Here is a 22475-nt window from a genome sequence, read left to right as displayed (position 1 = left end):
CGCCTTTCGCTCTATTTTTCGCGCCCGTCTCTCCCCGGTGTTCCCTTTTGGCGCGCCCCCACCGCCACAAAGGCACACCGGCGCGTCAGCGCACCACGGTGCGGGTGACAGCGACGATGGGTCCGACGACGACCTTCCCGTCGGGTGGGGTGTACCCGGGAACGACCGCGAGATCACCGGACAGGTCGGCGACGCGGACCTCGACTTCGTCTGCGGGGCCGGTGGTTTCGAGATCCAGGCGCACCTCGATGCCCTCCGGGTTCTCGGTGGTGTACAGGAATCCGAAGTCGGCACCCGGCTCGACGGCCGCGCCGTCGACGATCGCCTCTCGCACCGTCGCGCCCTCGACCCACAAACCCAGGGTGGCAGCGCCGCGCGGGGAGGACAGACGCAATTGCAGCACGCGGCCGCCGTCGACCTGCGCATCGTCCAGAACGTCGACCCTCGGCGGCTCGAGCGGGGCGATCGGTGCGGGACCGTGAGCCAGCGAAGTTCCCGGGCGCCAAGGGAAATAGTCGGGCAACGGGGTGGGGGACTGGGTGAGCAGCTCGGCGCTCCAGTCGGAGCGCGGCCGATCCGGCGACGCCCATACCGCCTCACCGTGATCGGCGTCGAGAGAGTAGAACACCTCCTCCTGGCGCGGTGCGGTCGCGCCGGCGCGGTTGGTGTAGCCGCCGAGCAGCGTGCACCCGACGACCGCGAACACGGTGAGCACCGCGATCGGCACGGCGCCCTGGTCCGGCAGGAGCGGGCCCGTCAGCGGCAGCAGAAGTGCGAACAGCACCGCGACGAACGCGCCGGCGAGCGGCGCTCCGAACATCAGGCCGGCGTCGAACGAGGCGAGCACCGCCGGGACGGTGACGAGGGCGGCCGGTAGGAGTCCGGCGACCACCGCGACGGTCCGCCACCACGTCGACCGCTGCGGAATCGCCTCGGCGACGAGCACCCCGAGGACGGCGGGGAGCGCGGGCAGCACCAGCGGGCTCGCGATCCCCATGAACGGCAGGGCGGCGAGCGCCACGAGGGTGACGACCACCAGCGCCCCGACCGCGAAGGCCGGCGCACCGAATCGCCGGCGCACCGCCACGTATGCGGTGGTGAGCACACCGACGGCGGCGACGACCGCGGCGAGTTGATAGAAGCCGGTCCGGTAGGGCTCGCTGATCGGGACGGAACCGAGACCGGGGACGACGCGCTGCGACAGCCACCACGGCAGGTACGCAGCGCCCCCCGCCGCGACCGCCGCGACCAGCGCGACCCCGGTCGCCCCACCGATCCGTCCGGCGGAGGCGTCGCGGCGGCGGATCCGGACCACCGCGAGCACCGCGACCGCGACGGCGAGCACGAGGGTCAGCGCCACCTCCATCCACCGCGGGTAGTACAGCAGGCCCCACGGCGTGGTGGCGACGATGTCGGTGCCCCCGCCGAGCGCGGTCAGATCGGTCGCCCCCAGGGTGAGCGCGGTGGCGAGTGCGACGTCGCCCATCTGCTGCAGCGACGACCGGCTCAGGCGATCGGGTGTGTCGAGCGGGGTGTGGTAGTAGGCGCTGCCCCCGGCGATCGCGGTGTCGTAGCCGTGGAGGCCCGCCTCGTCGAATCGGCGGAAGTCGGTGTCGTTGGGCAACGCCTCGAACGCCGTCTGCGTGAACGAGTCGGCCAGTGCGTCCGGTGCCTGCGCCAGGATGCGGACCAGATCCGCATTGGGGGAGGAGATCCGGAACGTCAGCGGCATCCCGGCATTGCCCCGAGCCTCGTGGTTGAGCACCACCATCGGGCCCGGAAACGGGGGCGGCTGCGTCGTGAACAGCTGGGCGCCCAGCAGGCCCCGTTCCTCACCGTCGGTGACCAGAACCACGACGTTGTTGCGGGGACGCTCGCCGTCGGCCAGGGCGCGGGCCGTCTCGAGGACGGTGCCGACCCCGATGCCGTCGTCGGAGGCGCCGGGGGAGGCGGTCACGGTGTCGTAGTGCGCGGCCAGCACGACGGTTCCGGTGGGATCCGTGCCGGGCAGCGTCGCGACGACGTTGCTCAGCCGGGCGCCGCGCCGGGTGTGGGAATCGGTCGGCGAGAACCAGCCGGTGCCCTCCTGCACGGTGGTGTCCCAGCCGAGGTCCTCGAGGACGCGCAGCAGGTAGTCGCGCGCCGCGGTGTGGTCGGGTGACGCGAGCGGTCGCGGTTCGGCGGCCACGACGTCGATGTGTTCGGCCGCGCGCGCCGCGCTGAACCGGTCGGGCGGAGCGTCGGCGCCGAGCGGGGCGGCGGGATCGGGGACGACCGTCGCGGCGACCCCGACGAGGAGAACGACGAGCAGGCCCAGCACGTTCGGCAGGCGATCCATGCTGGGAGCGTAGCGGAGGAACAGCCGTACCCCCGGGCACTGGACCGGGGGTACGGCTGTAGCAGGTGGAGCGTCAGGAAGCGGGCGACCAGCTGTCCGGACCGAAGACCTCGTAGTGGATGTTCTCGGCCGGGACGTTGCGCTCGATCAGGGCCTCGCGCATCGACAGCATGAACGGCAGCGGACCGCACAGGTAGGCCTGGGTGTCGGGATCGAGCGGCAGGTCGCTCAGCTCGGCACGACCGAGGCGGACCGTCGCGAGCGGCTGACGGGCACCGAGATCCTCGTACCAGCGGTGTACCTCGGCTCCGGGGATGCGTTCGACGAGCGTCGCCAGCTCCTGGCGGTGCGCGTGGTTCGCGACGGACCGGTCTGCGTGCAGCACCGAGACCCGGCGGGCGTCACCGGTTTCCGCGAGATGCGAGAGCATGCCGATCATCGGGGTGCAGCCGATGCCGGCCGACGCGAGGAACAGCGGCGCGTCGTTCTCGGTGAGAACCAGGTCGCCGAAGGGCGTGGTCACCTGAAGCTCGTCTCCCTCGAAGACGTTCTCGAACAGGTAGTTCGAGACCTCGCCGGCGGGGGCGACGGTGCCGTCCTCGGTGGGGTGCGCGAGCACACGCTTGACGGTGATGCGCCAGTCCCCCTGCGACGGCGCGCTCGACAAGCTGTACTGGCGGATCTGACGGGCGCCGTCGGGAAGCTTGACGCCGACCGAAAGGTACTGTCCGGCACGGAATCCCGGAAGGGGAGCGCCGTCGAGTGAAGTGAGGACGAAGGAGACGGTGTCCGCGGACTGGTAGACACGTTCGGCGACACGCACGTTGCGCCACACGTCACCGGGAGCCACACCGGCGGCCTTGTAGAGGTCGTCCTCCATCTTGATCAGGGTGTTGGCCATCAGCCAGTACACCTCGTCCCACGCTGCGGCTACCTCGGGAGTAACTGCCTCGCCGAGGATTTCGACGATCGCCTCGAAGAGGTGCTTGTGCACGATCCAGTACTCCTCGGGCTTGATGCCGAGCGAGGCGTGCTTGTGGGCGATGCGGGACAGGATCGTCTCGACACGGGCCGGATCGGGATCGAGCTGCAGCGTCGCGAACGCCGCGATGGAGCCGGCCAGTGCCTTCTGCTGCTCACCCTGCTTCTGGTTGCCGCGGTTGAACAGGTCGCGTTCGAGTTCGGGATGTGCGGCGAACATCTTCTTGTAGAACAAGGGGGTGATGTCACCGATGGCGGCGCCCACGGCGGGCAGCGTCGCCTGGATCACTTCCTTGGATTCGGGTGAGAGCGGCATCGTTGGGCTCCGTTCTTGAGGGGTTCCGGGGAACGCGGTCGTACTTGTGGGCTGTTCAGACTGCAGGACGGGTGAGCTGCAGCAGCACAGGATTCTGTTGCGCCGTAGCAAGATCCGCGATGGTGACGGAGTCGAGTGCGGCGTAGAACGCTTCCTGCGCGTCGCGCAACGCCTTGCGAAGGCTGCAACCGGACCGCAGCGGGCACGGTTTCCCTCCCTCGCAGTCGACGACTTCGTCGTCGCCTTCGAGTTGCCGAGCCAGCCATCCGATGGAGGCGGACCGGCCGAGTTCGGTGATGGTCAGGCCACCGCCGCGGCCGCGACGGGTGGTGACGACACCGAGCTCGCTCAGGCGGGCAACCACCTTGGTGGTGTGTGCGTAGGACAGATTCAGTTGCTCGGCAACATTTTTGGTGCTGGGCAGGCTGTCCGCCGCGGTGGCTGCCAGGTGCATGACAACTCGCAGTCCGAGATCGGTGAACTGGGTGAGTTGCATGGACACAGACTAGATAATTTGCATCCGTTATGACAATTTAATGTGACCCGGATCGCAGAATCGAAGATTCCGATGTATCCATCGTGCCGATCCGCTAGTGCTGCCGCCAGAGAAGTCCGGGCCCGATCCCGGTGGGACCAAAGTCCGTACCCGAGCCCGAGGCGGCGGGTTAGCCTCGGATCGTGACGCTTCCAGAAGGCAACAATCAGGTGGTCGTCGGTGTGGACGGATCGGCCGCATCGACAGCAGCGGTCCGCTGGGCCGCCGCGACCGCGGCGGCTCGCGACCTCGTGCTCCGCATAGTCCACGTCATCGACTTCTCGCCGACCGGCTACGCCGGGGCGCCGTACGTCGAGTCCGCGAAGGTCTTCGAATGGGCCGAGGAGGACGGGCGGGTCATGCTGTCCGACGCCGCGGCCGTCGCTCGCGAGGTCGCGCCGGACGTGCGGATCGAGACCACGCTCGTGCCGGCCGGTGGGGCGCACTGGTTCGTCGAGGAGTCCGCCCGGGCCCGCATGATCGTGCTGGGCGCGTCCGGCAGCGGGCGGATCGGGCAGGCCCTGCTCGGATCCACCCCGATCGTGGTCGCGAGCCACGGGCACTGCCCCGTGGTGGTGGTGCGCGGTGACGAGCCCGACCCGACCGCGCCCGTCGTCGTCGGAGTGGACGGCAGCCCGATCAGCGAGCGCGCCGTCGCCGCCGCGTTCGAGGAAGCCTCGCAGCGCGGGGTCCCGCTCGTCGCCGTCCACGTCTGGAGCGACGTCAAGGTGGGCACCTTCTCCGGGGCCGACCGGGCCGAGCTGCTCGACCCGCGGGCGTTCGAGGACAGCGAGCAGGTGCTGCTCGCCGAACGCCTCAGCGGCTACTGCGAGCGGTACCCGGACGTGGTCGTGCACCGCGAGGTGTACCTCGACGGGCCGCGCCTGCACCTGCAGGCGTGGAGCGAAAAGGCGCAGCTCGTCGTCGTCGGCAGCCGCGGCCGCGGTGGCTTCACCGGCCTGCTGCTCGGCTCCACCGGCAACGGTCTGATCCGGGAAGCGCACTGCCCGGTGATGGTGGTGCGTCCCGCGTAAGCCCGAAGTGCTGACGGTAGGGTTCGGGTGCACGGTTTCGACGAGTGCCCTTCCGGGCGCCGCACGATTGGGGAAGATGCATGCGCATCGGGATGGGATTGAACTACAGCGGCGGATTCGCCGAGACGGCCGCCGAGGTCGCAGACCTGGAGCGGGCCGGTCTCGACATCGTCTTCGTCCCGGAGGCGTACTCGTTCGACGCGGTCAGCCAGCTCGGCTATCTCGCCGCGAAGACCACGCGGGTCGAGCTGGCGTCCGGCATCTTCCAGCTGTACACCCGGACCCCGAGCCTGACCGCGATGACGGCGGCCGGTCTCGACTTCGTCTCCGACGGCCGCTTCGTCATGGGTATCGGCGCCTCCGGTCCGCAGGTCATCGAGGGCTTCCACGGCGTCCCCTACGACGCGCCGCTCGGACGCACCCGCGAGATCGTCGACATCTGCCGGCAGGTGTGGCGCCGCGAGAAGGTCCAGCACCAGGGCCGGTACTACCAGATCCCGCTGCCCGCCGACCGCGGCACCGGCCTGGGCAAGCCGCTGAAGATCATCAATCAGCCGGTGCGGGAACGCATCCCGATCGTCATCGCATCGCTCGGCCCGAAGAACGTCGCGATGACCGCCGAGATCGCCGAGGGCTGGGAGCCGATCTTCTACTACCCGGAGAAGGCCGCCGACGTCTGGGGCGACGCCCTCGCGAAGGGCAAGGCCAAGCGCGACCCGTCGCTCGGTGACCTCCAGATCTACACCACCCCGGCGCTGGCCATCGGCGAGGACGTCGACCACATGCTCGAGTGGATCAAGCCGCACCTCGCGCTGTACATCGGCGGCATGGGCGCCAAGGGCAAGAACTTCTACAACGACCTCGCCGTCCGCTACGGCTACGCGAAGGAAGCCGAAATCATCCAGGACCTCTACCTGGCCGGCAAGAAGCAGGAAGCGGCCGCCGCGGTTCCCGACGATCTGGTGCGCGCCGTCTCGCTCATCGGACCGGAAGGCTATGTCCGCGAACGCGTCGCCGCATTCGCCGAATCCGGCGTCACCACCCTGTCGGTGACCCCGCTCGCCGCCGACAGCGCCGGCCGGATCCGCCTGATCGAGCAGCTCCGGGCAATCTGCGACTGACAGACCCACCGCGTCAACATCGAGAAGAGGACACAGATGAGCGATCCCAAGCCGATCGTCGTGGCCGTCGACGGGTCGGAAGCGGCTACCACCGCCGTGATCTGGGCGGCGCGCACCGCCGCGGCCCGTGGCCTGCCGTTGCACATCGTCACCGTCGTGCACGTGCCGTCGTTCTACTACTCCGAGCCCTACCTGGCGCAGAGTTTCCACCAGGAGATGAAGGACACCGCGCGGGCCCGGCTGGACAGCTCGGCCGTCCTGGCGCGGCAGACCGCCGAGGAGATCGGCCGTCCTCTCGAGGTGACCACCGCCCAGGTCGAGGGGAAGGTCGCGCAGACCCTCGTCGACCTGTCCGCCCACGCCCGGCAGCTCGTTCTCGGGTCGCGCGGTCTCGGTGAGGTGAAGGGCCTGCTCGTCGGTTCGGTGACGCTTGCGGTCGCCGCGCATTCGCACGCACCGGTCGCGGTGGTGCGCGGGCGCACCCTCGACGGTGCACCGCCCGCAGAGGGGCCGGTCGTCGTCGGTGTCGACGGCTCCGAATCCTGCGAGGCGGCCGTCGAGGTCGCGTTCGAGGAGGCCGCGGCACGACGAGCGACCCTCGTCGCCGTCAACGTGTGGAGCGACGTCAGCGTCCAGCCGTCGCTCGGTGCGGTGCCCGAGGATCCGCAGTGGAGCACCATCCAGACCGGGGAGGAAGTGGTGCTCGCCGAGCGCCTCGCCGGGTTCCGGGAACGCTACCCGGACGTCGTGGTGGAACGGGTGGTCGCGCGGGACCGGCCGGTGCGGGTCCTGAGCGAATACGCCGAGACCGCACAGCTTCTCGTCGTCGGCACCCGTGGTCGCGGGGGATTCAAGGGCCTGCTGCTCGGTTCGACCAGCAACGCGCTGATCCAGACCGCGGACTGCCCGGTCATCGTGGTGCGCCCGTACGACGCGCCGTAACGGGTGGCGGTTCGGTCCCACCGGGGCCGAGCCGCCACCCGCCGGTGGGGATTCGGCTTCGGCTCAGCCGAACTCGTCGATTCCCCGCTCGCGGAGTTGTGCCCACACGTCCGCCGGGTGCACCCCGCGGCGGATCGCGTCGTTCTCGATGAGAACCCCCAGCATCAGCGACGTCAGATACGCGGCGTCCTCCGCGTGTTCGGTCGCGTAGCGGGCGCGCAGCCAGCCGGATGTGTTCTGCTGCTTGGCGTTTCGTGCCATCTCCAGGACCGCGTGGAACAGCTCGTCCGCCGGCTTCTCGGTCGGGGCGCTCACGCGTCGACCTTCTCTTCGCGCTTGGACTGTCGGGCGAGTGCGCGGTCGCGGGACTCCTCGAACCGCACCGCCTGTGCCTCGAGGTCCACCAGGAACCGGTCGAGCTGCTCGCGCAGATCCTCACCGCGCGCACCGAAGTCGGTGCGTTCGAAGATCCGCCACTTGCGCAGCACCGGCTGCACGACGTCGTCGAGATGCTGACGCAGGTCGTAGATGCCGCCCTTGGCGATGAGCACGGCGTTGCGCCGGAAGCCCGCCATCGACGCGCCCGGCATCCGGAAGTTGGTGAGAATCCGCACGACCGCCTCGAGGGTCTGATCGGGTGCGACGTCGAGCGCCCCTTCGACGATGTTGCGGTAGAACATCATGTGCAGGTTCTCGTCCGCGGCCACTCGTGCGAGCATCCGGTCCGCGATCGGATCGCCGCAGGCCTTGCCGGTGTTGCGGTGGGATACGCGGGTGGCCAGTTCCTGGAAGGTCACGTACGACACCGAATCGAGCATCGACGTGGCGCCGGGCGCGAACCCGTTCGTCATGTGCTCCATCCGCGCGTTCTCGAGCGCCACCGGATCGACCCCGCGGGTGACCACCAGATAGTCGCGCATGACGATCGAGTGCTTGTTCTCCTCGGCGGTCCACCGCCCCACCCACGTGCCCCACGCCCCGTCGAAACCGAAATGCTCGGCGATCTCGCGGTGGTACGACGGCAGGTTGTCCTCGGTGAGCAGATTCGTGATCATCGCGGCCTTCGCCGTCTCGCTGAGCGAGGACTGCTCCGGATCCCAGTCGACGCCGCCCAGCGCCGCGAAGTTCCGGCCGTCGTCCCAGGGGACGAAGTCGTGCGGATGCCAGTCCTTCGCCATCGCCAGGTGCCGGTTGACGTTCTCCTCGGCGACCGGTTCGAGTTCGCGGAGCAGTTCGATGTCCGTGAGTCGTCTTGTCACAGTGCGAATCCCTCGTCTCGGTGTCAGTATCCGATGCGCATGATCAGTTGCGGCAATCCCGGCAGGGAGAGCCGCTCGGCGAACCGCGCCGCCGAGTCCTCGACGCGCAGGGGGTGGGTGAGCACCGACGCCGAGAGCCTGGCATCGACCGCGGCCAGCCAGGCTCGTTCGGTCGCGATCCCCACCCGGATCAGATCGAGCGGCTCCGACGTGGCGGTGGTGAACACCAGCACCGACTCCCGGTCGATCGCCTCGGCGAGAGCGGTGGTGTTGGGAATACCGGTGGTGACCAGCGCCTTGCCGGCGGCGCCGCCCACGTCCAGGCCGGCGTCCCAGTCGGTGACGACCTCCGCGCTGCCCTCGGGCTGCCAGTGCGATGTCCACGAGAACATCTCGCGCTGGTAGTGCGGGTTGCGGCGGACCTCCTCCGCCGAGTAGGTCAGCGTGTCGGCCAGGACCGGCGCCTCGTCGGACGCCAGCAACCGCACCTGCACACCGGGTACCTCGGCGACCGCGGCCATCACGTCCGCGAGGGTCTCAGCCGCCACGGGAATCCGCGCGAACGATTCACGATGACTGCGGCGATGCGAGATCGCGGCGTAGAAGCGCAGGTCGGAACCCGACGGGGGATGCACCTCCACGGCGTCGACCCGCGCGATCAACTCGGGTCGTTCCGGGTCCGGCAGGAGCGTGGTGCGAGTGCGCCAGCCCAGGACGCGGATACCCAGTTCGAGGTTGGCCAGTGCCGTACCGCACGAGATCAACCGGTCCGGCCGCAGCGGATCGAGACCCGGCTCGGCGAACTCGAGCCGCTCGTCGAGTTCAGCGGAACGGCCCGGCAGGCGGAGGTTCCAGGGCTGGGTGTCGTGGATCGACGGTGCCTCGATGACGGCGCGCGCGATGATCTCGGTGTCTCCGGTGGTCCAGGTGTCGCTCGGGACGGCCATGTCGAACTCCTCGTCTCGTCGGGCACCTCACGCAGGTCACGGGATGTTTCCACGAGGATCACCCACCGCAGGTGCTGCGCGCAGCGGGCGAAGGTCCCGAAACAGTCGTCGAACGGCCCGACGTCGCCACGGTTGCACCGAACTGGGACGATGGACCCGACCGTGTGAAAGGAAGGTGGCTCCGATGCCTCGCGTGTTTCTCGTCGACGATCACGAAATCGTCCGGCGTGGTCTGGTCGACCTGCTCAGCAGCGTGCCGGATTTCACCGTCGTCGGTGAGGCGGCGTCGGTGGGGGAGGCGCTGGCGCGCATCCCCGGCAGCGGTGCGGAGGTGGCGGTGCTCGATGTGCGCCTGCCGGACGGCAACGGCGTCGAGTTGTGCCGTGAGCTGCGGGCGCGGATGCCGGAACTGCGGGCCCTGATGCTCACGTCCTTCGCGGACGACGAAGCGCTGTTCGACGCGATCATGGCGGGCGCGTCCGGGTTCGTGCTCAAGCAGATCCTGGGCACCGATCTGGTCTCGGCGATCCGGACGGTCGGGGAAGGCGGGTCGCTGCTCGACAGCCGCGCCACCGCCGCGCTCATGGACCGCATCCGCGCCTCCCGGACCGCCGATCCGCTGGCCGAGCTGTCCGAGCAGGAACGGGCCGTCTTCGAACTGATCGGTGAGGGCCTGACCAACCGCGAGATCGCGGAGCGGCTGTTCCTGGCGGAGAAGACGATCAAGAACTACGTCTCGCGGCTGCTGTCGAAACTGGGCATGCAGCGACGCACGCAGGCCGCGGTGCTGGCGACCGAACTGCGCAAGGAACGCGGGAACGGTCCCGCCTGACCGTGCCGGCCCTGCCGTGGCGGTCCGGTCAGAGCGGCACCGTCCACAGCACGCGGGTGCCGCCGTCCGGGCCGGGTCCGATGCTGCACTCGCCCGCGCACTGCTCGGCGCGGCGTTCCAGATTCGCCAGCCCGCTGCGATGCGGGGTCGCCGGCAAACCCGTTCCGTTGTCGACGATCTCGATGGAGAACGACTCGCCGGCGGTCACCGAGACGGTGATCTTGTCGGACTGCGAATGCCGCAGCGCGTTGCTCAGCCCCTCCCGCAGCACCGCCTCGGCGTGCGGGTGGATCCGGTCGGGGACGAGGGTGTCGATCGGACCGACGAACTGCACGTTCGGGGCGACGGACGAGTGGATGCTCAGGTCGCCGACCGCGTCGAGCAGTCGCCGGCGCAGACTCGTCGATGCCGCCGCGCCCGTGGTGTGCAGATCGAAGATCGTGGTCCGGATCTCGCGTACGGTCCGGTCCAGCTGTTCCACCGCATGCTGGACCACTTCCGAGACCCGCTGGGGATCGGCACCGGGCACCATCGCGCTCTGCAGGCTCATGCCTGTGGCGAACAGGCGCTGAATCACGTTGTCGTGCAGGTCCTGTGCGATCCGATCGCGATCGGCGAGGACGTCGAGCAGCCGCTTCTTGCGTTGCTGCTCGGCGAACTCGAGTGCCACCGCGGCGAGATTCGCCATCGATTCGAGGTGCGCGACGTCCTCGCTGTCCCACGGGTCGGTGCCGGGCGCGCGCGTCACGATCAGCACACCGGTGACGGGGGAGGTCGCCGACAACGGCAGCACCACCGCGCTCCCCGCGGTGCCCGCACCCGCCGACGGCAACCCCTCCAGAGTCTCGGTGCGCACCGGGCGCCGCGATCGAAGAGCTTCCAGCACAGGCGAATCGGTGAGATCGATGAGGACCGGCCCGGTCGCCGGTGCGGCGGGTGACGCGGCGCGCACAGTGCCGTGCGAGCCGTCCACCAGGACGACGAAAGCACCGGCGCCGCGTGCGAGGTCGCGGACCTGACCGGTGAGCGACCCGAGCGTTTCGTCGACCGACCCGCCGACGAGCAGACGCGCGTTGATCGAAGCCATCGCGGCCAGCCAGCGTCCGCGGGTGACCGAACCCTCGAACAGCCGGGCGTTTTCGACGGCCATGCCCGCCGAGGTCGCGAGGACCTTGATGATGACCTCGTCCTCCTCGGTGAACGCCGGAGCGTCCAGCTTCTCGGTGAGGTAGATGCTGCCGAACACCTTGCCGCGGATCATGATCGGCGTGCCGAGGAAGCTCTTCATCGGTGGATGGTTCGGTGGGAACCCGACCGAGGCGGGGTGCGTGGACAGGTCCCCCAGCCGCACCGGTTTCGGGTCGTTGATGAGCAACCCGAGGAGACCGCGGCCCTCCGGCAGGTGACCCATCCGGCTGCGCTCGGTGGGATTGATTCCCTCGTACACGAATTCGGACAGGCCACCGTCCGCGGCGCGGACCCCGAGCGCACCGTAGCGGGCATCGAGCAGCGATACCGCGGTCTGCACGATGCGCTGCAGCATCGAATCGAGTTCGAGACCCGACCCCACCACCAGCACGGCCTCGAGCAGGCCGCGCAGCATCGCCGGGTCGGTGTCGGCGTCGTCGAGCCTGCCGCGCAGTTCGGACAGCAGGCTGTCGATGGCCGAGTCGGTTGCCTCGCTCACAGTGTCTCCTCGAGCAGTTTCAGCACCGCGGCGACCGCCTCACCGGACGGGTCGGTTTTCGCGCGGCTCAGGTCGTGACCGGCGGCAGGCACCTCGACGAGCGCGGTCGCCGCCGGGATCAGCGTGGATGCCTCTAGCAGTTCGTCGACGGTCCCGAACGGGTCGCGGGCGCCGTGGACGAACACCGTGGGCACCGCGACGTCCGGCAGGTGCTCGGTGCGGGCCTTCTCGGGCTTGCCCGGCGGATGCAGCGGATACGACAGCAGCATCAGCGCGTCGGCGATCTCCGGCTGCTCCGCGACGAGCATCGACGTCTGCCGTCCCCCGTAGGAGACACCGCCGAGCAGCAGCGGACCGTCGGTGCGGTCCCGCAGTGCGGCCGCGGCCGCGGCGACCCCGGCACGGTCCTCGGCCGCGCGCGACGGCTGCGGCGGCCCCTTGGGATTGCGCCGGCGGAACGGCAGGTCGTACCGCAACGCGAGGAACCCGTGCGCGGCGAAACGGTCGCACACACGCTGCAGGATCGCGGCGTCGCTGCTGCCGCCGGCGCCGTGGGTCAACGCGACCGCGCCGCGCGGCGGGCCCTCGGGAACATGCAGGCTGCCGCGCACCGTCTCGGTGTCCACGAGTTCGACGCTCACACCCGATACCGTAGCCGTCCGCCCAAAACGGACTCGGGCGATGTCACCGTCGTCGATCACGTCCCGGTGTCGGCGGCTCCGGAGGTGCGGGTGGGGTCGCGCAGCACCCTCGTCCAGACCCGGTGCAGCATCCCCGCGAACACCAGGACCCAGGCAACGACCGCGACCCATAGTTCGACGGCACCGACCATGCCGACGAGGGGCAGCTCGTCGGCGCGCCCGAGGTAGATCCCGGCGACCGCGTACATACCGAGCGGGAACACGATCGACCACAGCGACGAGTCGTAGGTCAGCGGAACCCGGTGGGTGCGGTGACGCCACCAGCCCGCCGCGATCAGCGGCGGGAAGAGCCAGGTCGCGAATGCCCAGATCACGACGGCCAGGCCGGCGATCAGTCCGCGGGTGGCCTCGACCATGGGTGCGTCGGCCATCTCCACGATGCGGGAGCCGGCCACCACGGTGATCGAGCACGCGCCCATCGACACCCAGTAGGGGGCCGTCAGTTCGGTCGGGCGCAGCGGATACTGCAGGAGTCGTGCCGCCACGAAGATGCCGGCCGCGGCGTAGAGGAACAGGCCGACGCCCCACGTGAAGACGGCCACCGCCGCGAGCAGCCGTTCGAAATCGCGGTACACCGGTTGCAGGGTGGCCGCGGCGATCGCGACGGATTCGCTCGCGACCACCCAGACGAACCAGGTGCCGTTGGCCTTCGCGAGCACCGGGCGCTGGGTGGTGCCGAGGACCGCCGTCCACGGAATCACGTAGCCGAGCACCAGCCAGGTGACGGCGGCGACGACGAGCAGCACCGCCGCGGTCGAATGCCAGCCCTCGGTGATCAGGCGGATTCCGAGGACGTTGCTGCCCGCGATGAAGGTGAAGAACCCGAACGCGCGGCCCGAGTCGGCCAGGTCTGCGCGCATCTCGTGCCGGAACACGATCAGCCGCCACAGCGACAGCACCACCAGCACCGCGTACCCGGCGGCCGCGACGACCAGTACGGCCGTCGACGCCACCGAGTGGCCCTGCAGGTGCAGCCCGATCGAGACGATGCCGGCGGCCATGACGAACGCGAAGTAACCGGGCGAGAGCGCGCGGACCGAGTCGCGCATCCGAGTCGAGATGTCCACCTCGTGCAAGCTACTTCAGTAACCGGGACAGTTTCCGGTCCGCGAGGATCTTGCCGCCGGTCTGACAGGTCGGGCAGTACTGGAAGGACCGTTCCGAATACTCGACCTGGCGGACGGTGTCGCCACACACCGGGCACGGCAGGCCCGTACGCGCGTGCACCCGCATCCCGGACCGTTTCTCGCCCTTCAGGCGCGCGGCGTCCTGTCCGACCGACCGCGCGACCGCGTCGGTGAGGGTCGCGCGCATCGCGTCGTGCAGGGCGTGGATCCGGTCCTCGGTGAGGCGGCCCGCGGTCGCGAAGGGCGACAGGCGTGCAGTGTGCAGGATCTCGTCGGAGTAGGCGTTGCCGATCCCGGCGAGGACGGACTGGTCGACGAGCACGGTCTTGAGCCGCGACGTGCTGCCGCGCAGCAGTCTCGCGAGGTCGTCGGCGGTGACGTCGAGCGCGTCCGGTCCGAGCCGTGCGATGCCGGGCACCTTGTGGGGGTCCTCGACGACCCAGACGGCCAGCCGCTTGCGGGTGCCGGCCTCGGTGAGGTCGACGGCGGGGGTCGTCGCGTCGGGGGTGAACAGGTGGATGCGGAGCGCGAGCGGTCCCTTGCCGGGGCGCGGTGGTGTGGGCGACGGGTCGTCGATCCAGCGCAGCCACCCGGCTCGCGACAGGTGGGTGACGAGCGAGAGGTCGCCGCAGTCGAGGCACAGGAACTTGCCGAAGCGGCGCGCGCCGGTGATGTCGCGGCCCTGCAGGGCCGTGATCGGCGGGTCGGCGGTCTGCAGCACGCTGATCGACGCGACGTCGATGCGGCCCACGACCGAGCCGACCGCGTGCTCCCGCAGGAACCCGGCCAGTGCCTCCCCCTCGGGCAGTTCGGGCATAGGGTGCAGCCTACGGCTGCCCGTGTCTATTTGTGGCGGCTCCAGCCGCCACAAGGGCACACCGCGGGGAAGCCGTAAACTTGCCGGCGTGACTGTGCCGACCCCGTACGAAGACCTGTTGCGCCTCGTCCTCGAGACGGGCACCCCGAAGGCCGACCGCACCGGGACCGGGACGCGCAGCCTGTTCGGGCATCAGATGCGCTTCGACCTCGCACAGGGATTCCCGCTGATCACCACGAAGAAGGTCCACCTCAAGTCCATCGTGTACGAGCTGCTGTGGTTCCTGCGCGGCGACTCGAACGTGCGATGGCTGCAGGAGCACGGCGTCACCATCTGGGACGAATGGGCCGACGCCGACGGCGAGCTCGGACCCGTCTACGGCGTGCAGTGGCGGTCCTGGCCGACCCCGAGCGGCGAACACATCGACCAGATCAGCCAGGTCCTCGAGACGATCCGCAACAACCCGGATTCGCGGCGCATGATCGTCTCCGCCTGGAACGTCGCCGACCTCGACGACATGGCGCTGATGCCGTGCCACGCGTTCTTCCAGTTCTACGTCGCCGACGGCAAGCTCAGCTGCCAGCTCTACCAGCGCAGCGCCGACCTGTTCCTCGGCGTGCCGTTCAACATCGCCAGCTACGCGCTGCTCACCCACATGGTGGCGCAGCAGACCGGCCTCGAGGTCGGCGAGTTCATCTGGACCGGCGGCGACTGCCACATCTACGACAACCACATCGAGCAGGTCACCGAGCAGCTCGGGCGCGAGGCCTACGAGTACCCGACGCTGAAGCTGAACCGCCGGGATTCGCTGTTCGACTACGAGTTCGAGGACGTCGAGGTCGTCGGCTACCGGCACCATCCCGCGATCAAGGCGCCGGTGGCGGTGTGACCGGGGCGCTGACCCTGATCTGGGCCCAGGCCCGCGGCGGCGTCATCGGACGGGACGGGACGATCCCGTGGCACATCCCGGAGGACATGGCGTTCTTCAAGGAAGCCACGATGGGGTTGCCCGTCGTCATGGGACGGCTCACCTGGGATTCGCTGCCTGCGAAGTTCCGGCCGCTGCCGGGCCGGCGCAACATCGTCGTCACCCGCAACCCCGACTGGACCGCCGACGGAGCAGAGGTCGCCGGCAGCGTCGAGGCGGCACTGGGCCTCGTCGACGGAACCGACGCCGCCGTCATCGGTGGCGGCCAGATCTACGCGCAGGCCATGCCGCACGCGACGCGGCTGCTGGTCACCGAGATCGATCTCGACGTGGACGGTGACGCCGTCGCCCCCGAGATCGGACCCGGGTGGACGATCACCGAACAGTGCGAATGGCAGCAGTCCCGTTCCGGCGTCCGGTTCCGCTGGGTCGGGTACTCGCGAACCTGAGACCGCGCCCGCGGGGTGGGCCATACTGCGAACATGGACAAGCTCTCCCTCACCGCCATGGCCCGGCAGCAGCTCAAACTCGCGGCGTCGTCGAGCAACGGGCGCAGTTCGCAGACCGTGCTCGGCGGTCACACCAAGCACCTTCGGCAGACGGTGATCGCGCTGCTCGCCGGACACGAACTCGGCGAACACGACAGCCCCGGGGAAGCGACCATCCAGGTCCTGTCCGGGCAGTTGTCGCTGATCGCGGGGGACCAGTCCTGGAAGGGGTCGGCCGGGGATTTCCTCGTGATTCCCCAGACGCGGCACAGCGTGGCCGCCCTCGAGGACGTGGCGTTCCTGCTGACCGTGGCGAAGTGATCCGCTAGGGGGACACGGGCTGTCCGGGAGCGCGGTAGCCCGCGTAGCCCTCCCAGGCGAGCCGGCGTTCACGCCGCGGATCGTGTTCCACCCGAGTCGGCACGTCGAAGATCGTCGTCGCGCGGTCCCGCTCGTCGTACTGCGGCCACGACGGCAACGGCTCACCGTGCCGTGCGAAGTGCAGCCACTGCCGTTGCACGGCGTCGCTGACCAGACGCAGCCCGCGGCGACCCCCGAGCGCCGTGTACGCCCGGCCCAGCGGGGTGTCCACCTGGTCGAACACCGACAGCAGTTCCACCGCGTGCGTCGCATCGAACCCGGACACGCGCGCCAGCCGGGGCGCGAAGTCGAAGCGATAGCTGTAGGTGGGCGCGAACCGCGAATGAGCCTGCGCGATCTGGATCGACGGGTACCAGAAGGTGAGGTCGCCGCCGAGATCGACCGCGGCACGTTCGCCCGGATAACCGGGATAGGCCGACACCACGCGGTCGCGGGCCGCTTCGTCGGTGAGCGCGAACATCCGGTCGATGCGGTCCGGGTTCGTCGGCAATGCGTCGAGGAAACGCGGGAACAGGGCACCTTCCCGGTCGTTGGTGCCGATGATCAGCGGAACCCGGTGCGCCGCACCCGATTCGTACGCTTCGAGGGGGTGGGTGGGCAGGAAGTCGCCGTCGACCACCGGACCGAACACGTGCAGGCCGGGGGAGGCGTGCAGCGTCTCCCGGGACAACCGGTTCCCGGCGCGGCCGAGTTCGGCGGGCGACGCGGCATCGAGCGCGGTCGCCGCGGAATCCGGGTCGGCGCCGAGCAGCTCGACGAAACGCGCGGCCCACTCGGCGGCACGCGGCGCCTCGACGACGAGATTCGGTGCGGAACTCTGCGCGATCGCCTGCGCGAACAGGCCGCGCGCGGCGGGGGTCGCCAGCAGAGTGGTGACCGCGTTGCCGCCCGCGGACTCGCCGAAGACGGTCACGTTGCCGGGGTCGCCGCCGAACGCGGCGATGTTGCGCTGCACCCATTCGAGGGCGGCCACCTGGTCGCGCAGCCCCAGATTGGAGTCGAATTGCCGGGCCGGGGTCGAGAACGACGAGAGATCGAGGTAGCCGAGGCTGCCGAGCCGGTAGTTGAGCGACACGTAGACCACGTCGCCGCGGCGCACCAGTGACTGTCCGCCGTAGAGCGACAGTGCACTCGTGCCGAGCGTGTAGGCACCGCCGTGCACGAACACCATCACCGGGCGCGGCGTCGCCGACCGGGCGGCGGGAGCGATGACATTGAGGGTCAGGCAGTCCTCGCTGATCGCCAGGCGTTCCCGGCTGCCGGTGAAGGCGCCTCTCGGGGCCTGGCACGCCGCATTGCCGAAGCGCGTCGCGTCGAGTTCCCCGGTCCACGGCTGCACCGGCTGCGGCGCCCGCAGCCGCAGCGGGCCGACCGGCGGCTGCGCGTACGGGATGCCCCGCCAGGACAGGAGGTCGCCGACGCGGCTGCCGCGGACCGCGCCGTCGGCGAGTGTGACGAGGGTCTCGGGCGTCATGAGCGCAACTGTACGTGACGGGCCGTCACAGCTGCCCGTGTTCGCCGTCCCACGGTCACCAGGGCCGGGCCTCGAGGCCGCGATCCGCGAGTTCGGCATCGGCGTACACGCGCAGGGTCGCCGCGTCCGGGAACCGATCGGTGTCGAGCGCGACGAGCGAGAGCGTGTAGTGCCCGCCGAGCCTGCACAGGTATGCCGACAGATGTGTCGACGTGGTTGCCCGGGGTGCGGGCAGGCCGGGGTGCATCGCCCGTGCGGCGAAACCCACGGTGCGGTGCGGTCCGAACGTCGTGAGGCTCTCGGGGATCGGTCCGATGTTGGAACACAACACGTCTCGCTCGCCGGCACCCGCCGCGAGCCGCGCGGCCAGCCGGTCGGGGACGAGTTGCAGGATCTCGTCGGGGATGCCGTGGGGAGCGCCTTCGGGCGGTCGCCGGTACGCCTCGCGTGCGGCCTCGCGGAGCTGCGCGGGGCTGTCCGCCGGCCCGACGACGACCTCGGTGGTCGTCACGCCGTTCGCGGCGGTCCCGGCGTTGCGGGAGTCCACCGGCACCGCGATCCGCACGGGTGAGGGCACCCCGGCGCGACGGGCGATGCCCGCGCCGACGGCGAGGAACAACGTATTGGGGGTGCCGCCGTCGGCCTCGGCCGCCCGGTCCCATCGTGCGGCGTCGATGTCGAGCAGTGCCGTGACCGGCCTGGCGGTGACCGGCCGGGGCGCCGGGCCGTTGCCGGAGGCAGGGGAGTAGCGCACCCCGCGCAGGCCGCGACCGACCCGGCGAATCAGGTTCACCGCATCGCGGACATCCGACGTGCGCTCGGCGCTCGGTGCTTCGACCGTGCCGGCGAGTGCGTCGGTGACGGCGTCGAGCAGGCCGCGGGCGTCGACCAGCACGTGGGAGCACACGAGCGAGACGACGGTGCCGCCGCCGGCGAGGGGAGCGGCCGTCAGGGCCCAGCCCGGGTGCCGCTCCGGGTCGACGTCGACCTCGGCCTGGGCGTCCGCCCACGCGAGGATGCCGTCGTCGGGGATCGGGGCGGTCGGGTAGTGCAGCGGCCGCGATTCGACACTCGGTTCGAATCGGGGGCGTGCGCCGGGCACGCGGGATCGCACGACCCGCCGGCCGAGCGGACCGCCGGCGAGGGCGTCGTGCAGGGAGATCAACAGCGGCAGGTCGACGGTGTCGTCGCTGCGCCACAGCCCCTGCATGACCACCGGCAGGCCGAATCCTCGGTGCCGGTGCAGGAAGATCTCGTCCACCACGCTGAGCCGGTTCACACCCTCGACCGTAGCGCCGACCGTTGACCGAAGAGATGAACTGAGGTTCAATTCTTGCGTGGCCTACCGCCGGACCGCTGCCGTCGAGCAGCGCCTCGAAGACCGTCGCGCCGCGATCGCAGCCGCCGCGGTCGCGTTGCTCTCCGAGCACGGCTACCGCGCGCTGTCCATCGCCGCCGTCGCCGAACGCGCCGGCGTCGCCACCGGCACCGTCTACCGTCACTACACCGACAAGTCCGAGCTGATGGTCCGGATCTTCCGCGACCTGTGCACTCGCGAGGTCGAGGCCGTGACCACCGCGGCCTCCGCCGCCGGGTCCGGCACCGGGAAGGTCGCCGCGATCGTCGAGACCTTCGCGCAGCGGGCGCTGCGCAATCCCCGGCTCGCCTACACCCTGCTCGCCGAACCGGTCGACGCGGCGCTCGACGCGGAACGACTCGTGCTGCGCCGCGCGTTCGCGGCCGCGTTCGCCGACGCGATCGGGTTCGGCATCGGCACCGGCGAGTTCCCCGAGCAGGACGCCGGCCTCGCCGCGGCCGCCCTCGTCGGTGCGGTCGGCGAGGTGCTCACCGACCCCCTGCACATCGGTGCCGCCGCGGCCGGCACCGTCCCCGACCTCACCGCATTCGCCCTCCGAGCATTGGGAGTTCCACGATGACCCCGACCTTCCCGCCCACCCACGAGGTGTTCAACCAGGTCCCCGACCTCGTGCCCTACGACGCCGCCGACGACGCGTCGCTGCTCGAGGGACTGCGCCGTGAAGGCGCCGCCTGGGCCGAGGACGAGGTGCGCGCCCTCGGCGTCCTCGCCGGCGGCGCCCGCGCCCAGGACTGGGGCCGTCTCGCCAACGAGTACCCGCCCGTCCTGCACACCCACGACCGGTACGGCAACCGCATCGACGAGGTCGAGTTCCACCCGCACTGGCACGACCTGATGACCGTCGCCGTCGAACACGGACTGCACGGCGCGCCTTGGCGTGACCCGCGGCCGGGCGCCCACGTCGCCCGCGCCGCGAAGTTCTACACGTGGGGACAGGCCGACGCCGGGCACATGTGCCCGATCTCGATGACCTACGCGGCGATCCCCGCGCTGCGGCACAACCCCGAACTCGCCGAACGCTACGAACCGCTGCTCGCGGCACCCCACTACGACTTCGGCCTGCGCGAACCGAGTTCGAAGCGCGGGCTGATCGCGGGCATGTCCATGACGGAGAAGCAGGGCGGCTCCGACGTGCGCGCCAACACCACCACCGCGACACCGAACGCCGACGGCAGCCACACGATCATCGGACACAAGTGGTTCACCTCGGCCCCGATGTCGGATCTGTTCCTGACTCTCGCGCAGACCGAACACGGACCGAGCTGTTTCCTGTTGCCGCGCGTGCTGCCCGACGGCACCCGCAACCGCATCCACATCCAGCGGCTCAAGGACAAGCTCGGCAACAAGTCCAACGCGTCCTCGGAGATCGAATACCAGGGTGCGACCGGCTGGCTCGTCGGACCCGAGGGGCGCGGTGTCGCGACCATCATCGAGATGGTCAACATGACCCGGCTCGACTGCGTCATCGGTTCGTCGATGGGCATGCGGATGGCCGCGCTGCGCGCGGTGCACCACGCGCGTCACCGGAAAGCGTTCGGCGCATTGCTGATCGACCAGCCGCTCATGCGGAACGTGCTCGCCGATCTCGTCGTCGAATCCGAGGCGGCGACGACGATGATGATGCGGCTGGCCGGCGCCACCGACCGCGCCTCGGGCGACCCGCAGGAGGCTGCGCTGCGACGCATCGCACTCGCCGTCACCAAGTACTGGGTGTGCAAGCGGGCACCGGCGCACGCCGCCGAGGCCCTCGAATGCCTCGGCGGCAACGGCTACGCGGAGGAGTCGGGCATGCCCCGGCTGTTCCGGGAGTCGCCGCTCATGTCGATCTGGGAGGGATCCGGCAACGTCGCCGCGCTCGATGCGCTGCGCGCCATGATCAAGCAACCCGACACCGTCGAGGCGTTCTTCGCCGAGGCCCGGCTCGCCGAGGGCGCCGATCGCCGGCTCGACGACGCGATCTCCCGGGTCGGCAAGGAACTCGCCGACCTCGAGAACGTCGAATACCGGGCCCGGCGGGTCGTCGAACTCATGGCCCTGGTCCTGCAGGGTGCGCAACTGGTGCGGCACGGGCATCCGGCCGTCGCCGATGCGTTCTGCGCGAGCCGCCTCGACCACGACTGGGGCATCGCGCTGGGCACCCTGCCGACCGGGGTCGACACCGCTGGGATTCTGGCCAGACTGTGACCGGGGCATACTGGTAGGCATCGTCACCGAATCGAACGTGCGTGGAGCCCGTCATGATCAGATTCAGCAGATGGCGGGGGTGGGGGGAACGAGTCACGCTGGCCGTGACCGAGTACGATGCGTTGCGCGACGCCGAGCGGCTCGTGCGGGACATCGTCATCGAGTCCGAAGCGGCCTGCAATCCGCAGCGCGGCGACGCCGAGATCCACGCCGTCAACCTCGCGCAGGGCATCCCGGTGCAGGTCAGCCCCCGGCTGTCGGTGCTGCTGCGCTCGGCGTTGTGGGCGGCCCGGATGACCGACGGCGTCGTCGATCCGCTGTCGGCCGACGACGCCGACCTCGACGAGGCCTCCACGGCGCCGATCCACCCGCTGCCCACCTACCTCGACGTGCAACTCGACGGCGAGACCGTCCTCACCCCGTACGGGGTGAGCCTGGACATCAGCGAGACCGCGAAGGCCGACACCGTCGACCGGGCCGCCGCCGCGGTGGCCCGCGACCTCGAATGCGGAGTCCTGGTGCGGATGGGCGAAACGATGGCCACCGCCGGCAACTGCCCGGCCGGCGGCTGGCAGATCGACCTGCCCGGGGGCGGAACCGTCGAACTCCCGGCCGGTGCCGCGATGTCGACGCGCACGGCGGGGGACTCCCGGGATTCGCTGTGGCGCGAGGTCACCGTCATCGCCGCGGACGCGGTGTGGGCGGACGCGGCCTGTGCGACCGCCCTGCGCCGAGGCCTCGGGGCGATGCGCTGGCTCGAGCAGTACGGTATGCCGGCCCGCCTGATCGACGAGAGCGGCCACACCCACACCACCGCCGCGTGGTCGAATCCCCGGGCCGCCTGACGGTCGTGGCGTCGTTATCGCCCGGCAGTCGAATTCGCCCACCGCTTCGGAATCCGCTCCTCCTGCACGTTGGTTGCCAGGATGGTCGTGAGACACCCGGCAACCAACGCGGGGAACGGACACAGAGATGATCGACATCCCGATCGGACGGACTGCTACC

Annotated in this window: 22 protein-coding genes; 10 read left to right on the top strand and 12 right to left on the bottom strand. The window is 70.2% G+C overall.

The window, feature by feature from the left end; genetic code table 11:
• Positions 1-85: 85 nt before the first annotated feature.
• From ACWDTS_RS27705 to ACWDTS_RS27695, 3 genes are all read right to left on the bottom strand, one after another.
• Positions 86-2338, bottom strand: coding sequence for a M28 family peptidase (locus tag ACWDTS_RS27705; protein WP_450119429.1), 2253 nt, complete (start codon positions 2336-2338; stop codon positions 86-88).
• Positions 2339-2411: 73 nt separating this feature from the next.
• The gene (locus ACWDTS_RS27700; protein WP_450109270.1) at positions 2412-3635 is read right to left on the bottom strand and encodes a globin domain-containing protein; all 1224 of its coding nucleotides are present in this window, start codon (positions 3633-3635) and stop codon (positions 2412-2414) included.
• Positions 3636-3690: 55 nt separating this feature from the next.
• Positions 3691-4131 (bottom strand): RrF2 family transcriptional regulator, encoded by a 441-nt coding sequence (locus tag ACWDTS_RS27695; protein ID WP_197250512.1) that lies wholly within the window; start codon positions 4129-4131, stop codon positions 3691-3693.
• Positions 4132-4313: 182 nt separating this feature from the next.
• Here ACWDTS_RS27695 and ACWDTS_RS27690 point away from each other — a divergent pair, with 182 nt between their 5' ends.
• From ACWDTS_RS27690 to ACWDTS_RS27680, 3 genes are all read left to right on the top strand, one after another.
• A complete protein-coding gene (locus ACWDTS_RS27690; RefSeq protein ID WP_450109271.1) occupies positions 4314-5204 on the top strand; it encodes a universal stress protein in 891 nt (296 codons plus the stop codon).
• 80 nt (positions 5205-5284) lie between these two features.
• Entirely contained in the window at positions 5285-6325 is a 1041-nt protein-coding gene (locus tag ACWDTS_RS27685; protein WP_197250511.1) for an LLM class F420-dependent oxidoreductase, read from the top strand.
• 36 nt (positions 6326-6361) lie between these two features.
• Positions 6362-7267, top strand: coding sequence for a universal stress protein (locus ACWDTS_RS27680; RefSeq protein ID WP_197250510.1), 906 nt, complete (start codon positions 6362-6364; stop codon positions 7265-7267).
• 63 nt (positions 7268-7330) lie between these two features.
• On the opposite strand, the gene ACWDTS_RS27675 is transcribed toward ACWDTS_RS27680, so the two are convergent.
• The 3 genes from ACWDTS_RS27675 to ACWDTS_RS27665 are packed head-to-tail and all read right to left on the bottom strand — an operon-like array spanning position 7331 to position 9473.
• Entirely contained in the window at positions 7331-7582 is a 252-nt protein-coding gene (locus ACWDTS_RS27675) for a hypothetical protein (RefSeq protein ID WP_248675786.1), read from the bottom strand.
• Positions 7579-8526: an acyl-ACP desaturase gene (locus ACWDTS_RS27670; protein ID WP_197250509.1), complete on the bottom strand. Its 948-nt coding sequence runs from the start codon at positions 8524-8526 to the stop codon at positions 7579-7581. Before ACWDTS_RS27670 ends, ACWDTS_RS27675 begins: the two co-directional genes overlap by 4 nt.
• A gap of 23 nt (positions 8527-8549) precedes the next feature.
• The gene (locus tag ACWDTS_RS27665) at positions 8550-9473 is read right to left on the bottom strand and encodes a nitroreductase family protein (protein WP_197250508.1); all 924 of its coding nucleotides are present in this window, start codon (positions 9471-9473) and stop codon (positions 8550-8552) included.
• Between the two features lie 184 nt (positions 9474-9657).
• On the opposite strand from ACWDTS_RS27665, the gene ACWDTS_RS27660 reads away from it, so the two are divergent.
• Positions 9658-10305 carry a response regulator transcription factor gene (locus tag ACWDTS_RS27660; RefSeq protein WP_197250507.1) on the top strand — a complete coding sequence of 216 codons (648 nt, stop codon included), beginning with the start codon at positions 9658-9660 and terminating at the stop codon, positions 10303-10305.
• Positions 10306-10333: 28 nt separating this feature from the next.
• Here the strand turns inward: ACWDTS_RS27660 and ACWDTS_RS27655 are convergent, their stop codons facing one another.
• From ACWDTS_RS27655 to ACWDTS_RS27640, 4 genes are read right to left on the bottom strand one after another with little or no spacing between them, the layout of a single operon-like run.
• Entirely contained in the window at positions 10334-11992 is a 1659-nt protein-coding gene (locus tag ACWDTS_RS27655) for a sensor histidine kinase (RefSeq protein WP_248675787.1), read from the bottom strand.
• On the bottom strand, positions 11989-12633 hold the full coding sequence (locus tag ACWDTS_RS27650; RefSeq protein WP_450119428.1) for an alpha/beta hydrolase family protein: 645 nt from the start codon (positions 12631-12633) through the stop codon (positions 11989-11991). Before ACWDTS_RS27650 ends, ACWDTS_RS27655 begins: the two co-directional genes overlap by 4 nt.
• A 56-nt stretch (positions 12634-12689) precedes the next feature.
• Positions 12690-13760, bottom strand: coding sequence for a tellurite resistance/C4-dicarboxylate transporter family protein (locus tag ACWDTS_RS27645; RefSeq protein WP_420751287.1), 1071 nt, complete (start codon positions 13758-13760; stop codon positions 12690-12692).
• A 10-nt stretch (positions 13761-13770) separates the two neighbouring features.
• Positions 13771-14637 (bottom strand): Fpg/Nei family DNA glycosylase, encoded by an 867-nt coding sequence (locus ACWDTS_RS27640; RefSeq protein ID WP_450119427.1) that lies wholly within the window; start codon positions 14635-14637, stop codon positions 13771-13773.
• An 88-nt stretch (positions 14638-14725) separates the two neighbouring features.
• Between ACWDTS_RS27640 and ACWDTS_RS27635 the strand changes: the two genes are divergently transcribed.
• From ACWDTS_RS27635 to ACWDTS_RS27625, 3 genes are read left to right on the top strand one after another with little or no spacing between them, the layout of a single operon-like run.
• The gene (locus ACWDTS_RS27635; protein ID WP_197250504.1) at positions 14726-15526 is read left to right on the top strand and encodes a thymidylate synthase; all 801 of its coding nucleotides are present in this window, start codon (positions 14726-14728) and stop codon (positions 15524-15526) included.
• The gene (locus ACWDTS_RS27630; RefSeq protein WP_450119426.1) at positions 15523-16014 is read left to right on the top strand and encodes a dihydrofolate reductase; all 492 of its coding nucleotides are present in this window, start codon (positions 15523-15525) and stop codon (positions 16012-16014) included. The genes ACWDTS_RS27635 and ACWDTS_RS27630 overlap by 4 nt, the downstream gene beginning before the upstream one ends.
• Before the next feature lie 33 nt (positions 16015-16047).
• Complete coding sequence (locus tag ACWDTS_RS27625) at positions 16048-16374, top strand: cupin domain-containing protein (protein WP_420751283.1); 327 nt, start codon at positions 16048-16050, stop codon at positions 16372-16374.
• Between the two features lie 4 nt (positions 16375-16378).
• Here ACWDTS_RS27625 and ACWDTS_RS27620 read toward each other — a convergent pair whose 3' ends face one another.
• Positions 16379-17908, bottom strand: coding sequence for a carboxylesterase/lipase family protein (locus ACWDTS_RS27620; protein ID WP_450119425.1), 1530 nt, complete (start codon positions 17906-17908; stop codon positions 16379-16381).
• Between the two features lie 55 nt (positions 17909-17963).
• The gene (locus ACWDTS_RS27615) at positions 17964-19187 is read right to left on the bottom strand and encodes a hypothetical protein (protein ID WP_450119424.1); all 1224 of its coding nucleotides are present in this window, start codon (positions 19185-19187) and stop codon (positions 17964-17966) included.
• Between the two features lie 58 nt (positions 19188-19245).
• Here ACWDTS_RS27615 and ACWDTS_RS27610 point away from each other — a divergent pair, with 58 nt between their 5' ends.
• The 3 genes from ACWDTS_RS27610 to ACWDTS_RS27600 are packed head-to-tail and all read left to right on the top strand — an operon-like array spanning position 19246 to position 22315.
• Entirely contained in the window at positions 19246-19845 is a 600-nt protein-coding gene (locus tag ACWDTS_RS27610) for a TetR/AcrR family transcriptional regulator (RefSeq protein ID WP_450119423.1), read from the top strand.
• Positions 19842-21470, top strand: coding sequence for an acyl-CoA dehydrogenase family protein (locus ACWDTS_RS27605; protein ID WP_450119422.1), 1629 nt, complete (start codon positions 19842-19844; stop codon positions 21468-21470). Before ACWDTS_RS27610 ends, ACWDTS_RS27605 begins: the two co-directional genes overlap by 4 nt.
• Positions 21471-21523: 53 nt before the next feature.
• Complete coding sequence (locus tag ACWDTS_RS27600) at positions 21524-22315, top strand: FAD:protein FMN transferase (protein ID WP_197255400.1); 792 nt, start codon at positions 21524-21526, stop codon at positions 22313-22315.
• Positions 22316-22475: the final 160 nt, after the last annotated feature.

The sequence above is a fragment of the Rhodococcus sp. NPDC003383 genome (genome assembly GCF_053589115.1).
The sequence above is the reverse complement of the archived record's forward strand: the minus strand, read 5'-3'. Positions and strand labels throughout refer to the sequence as shown.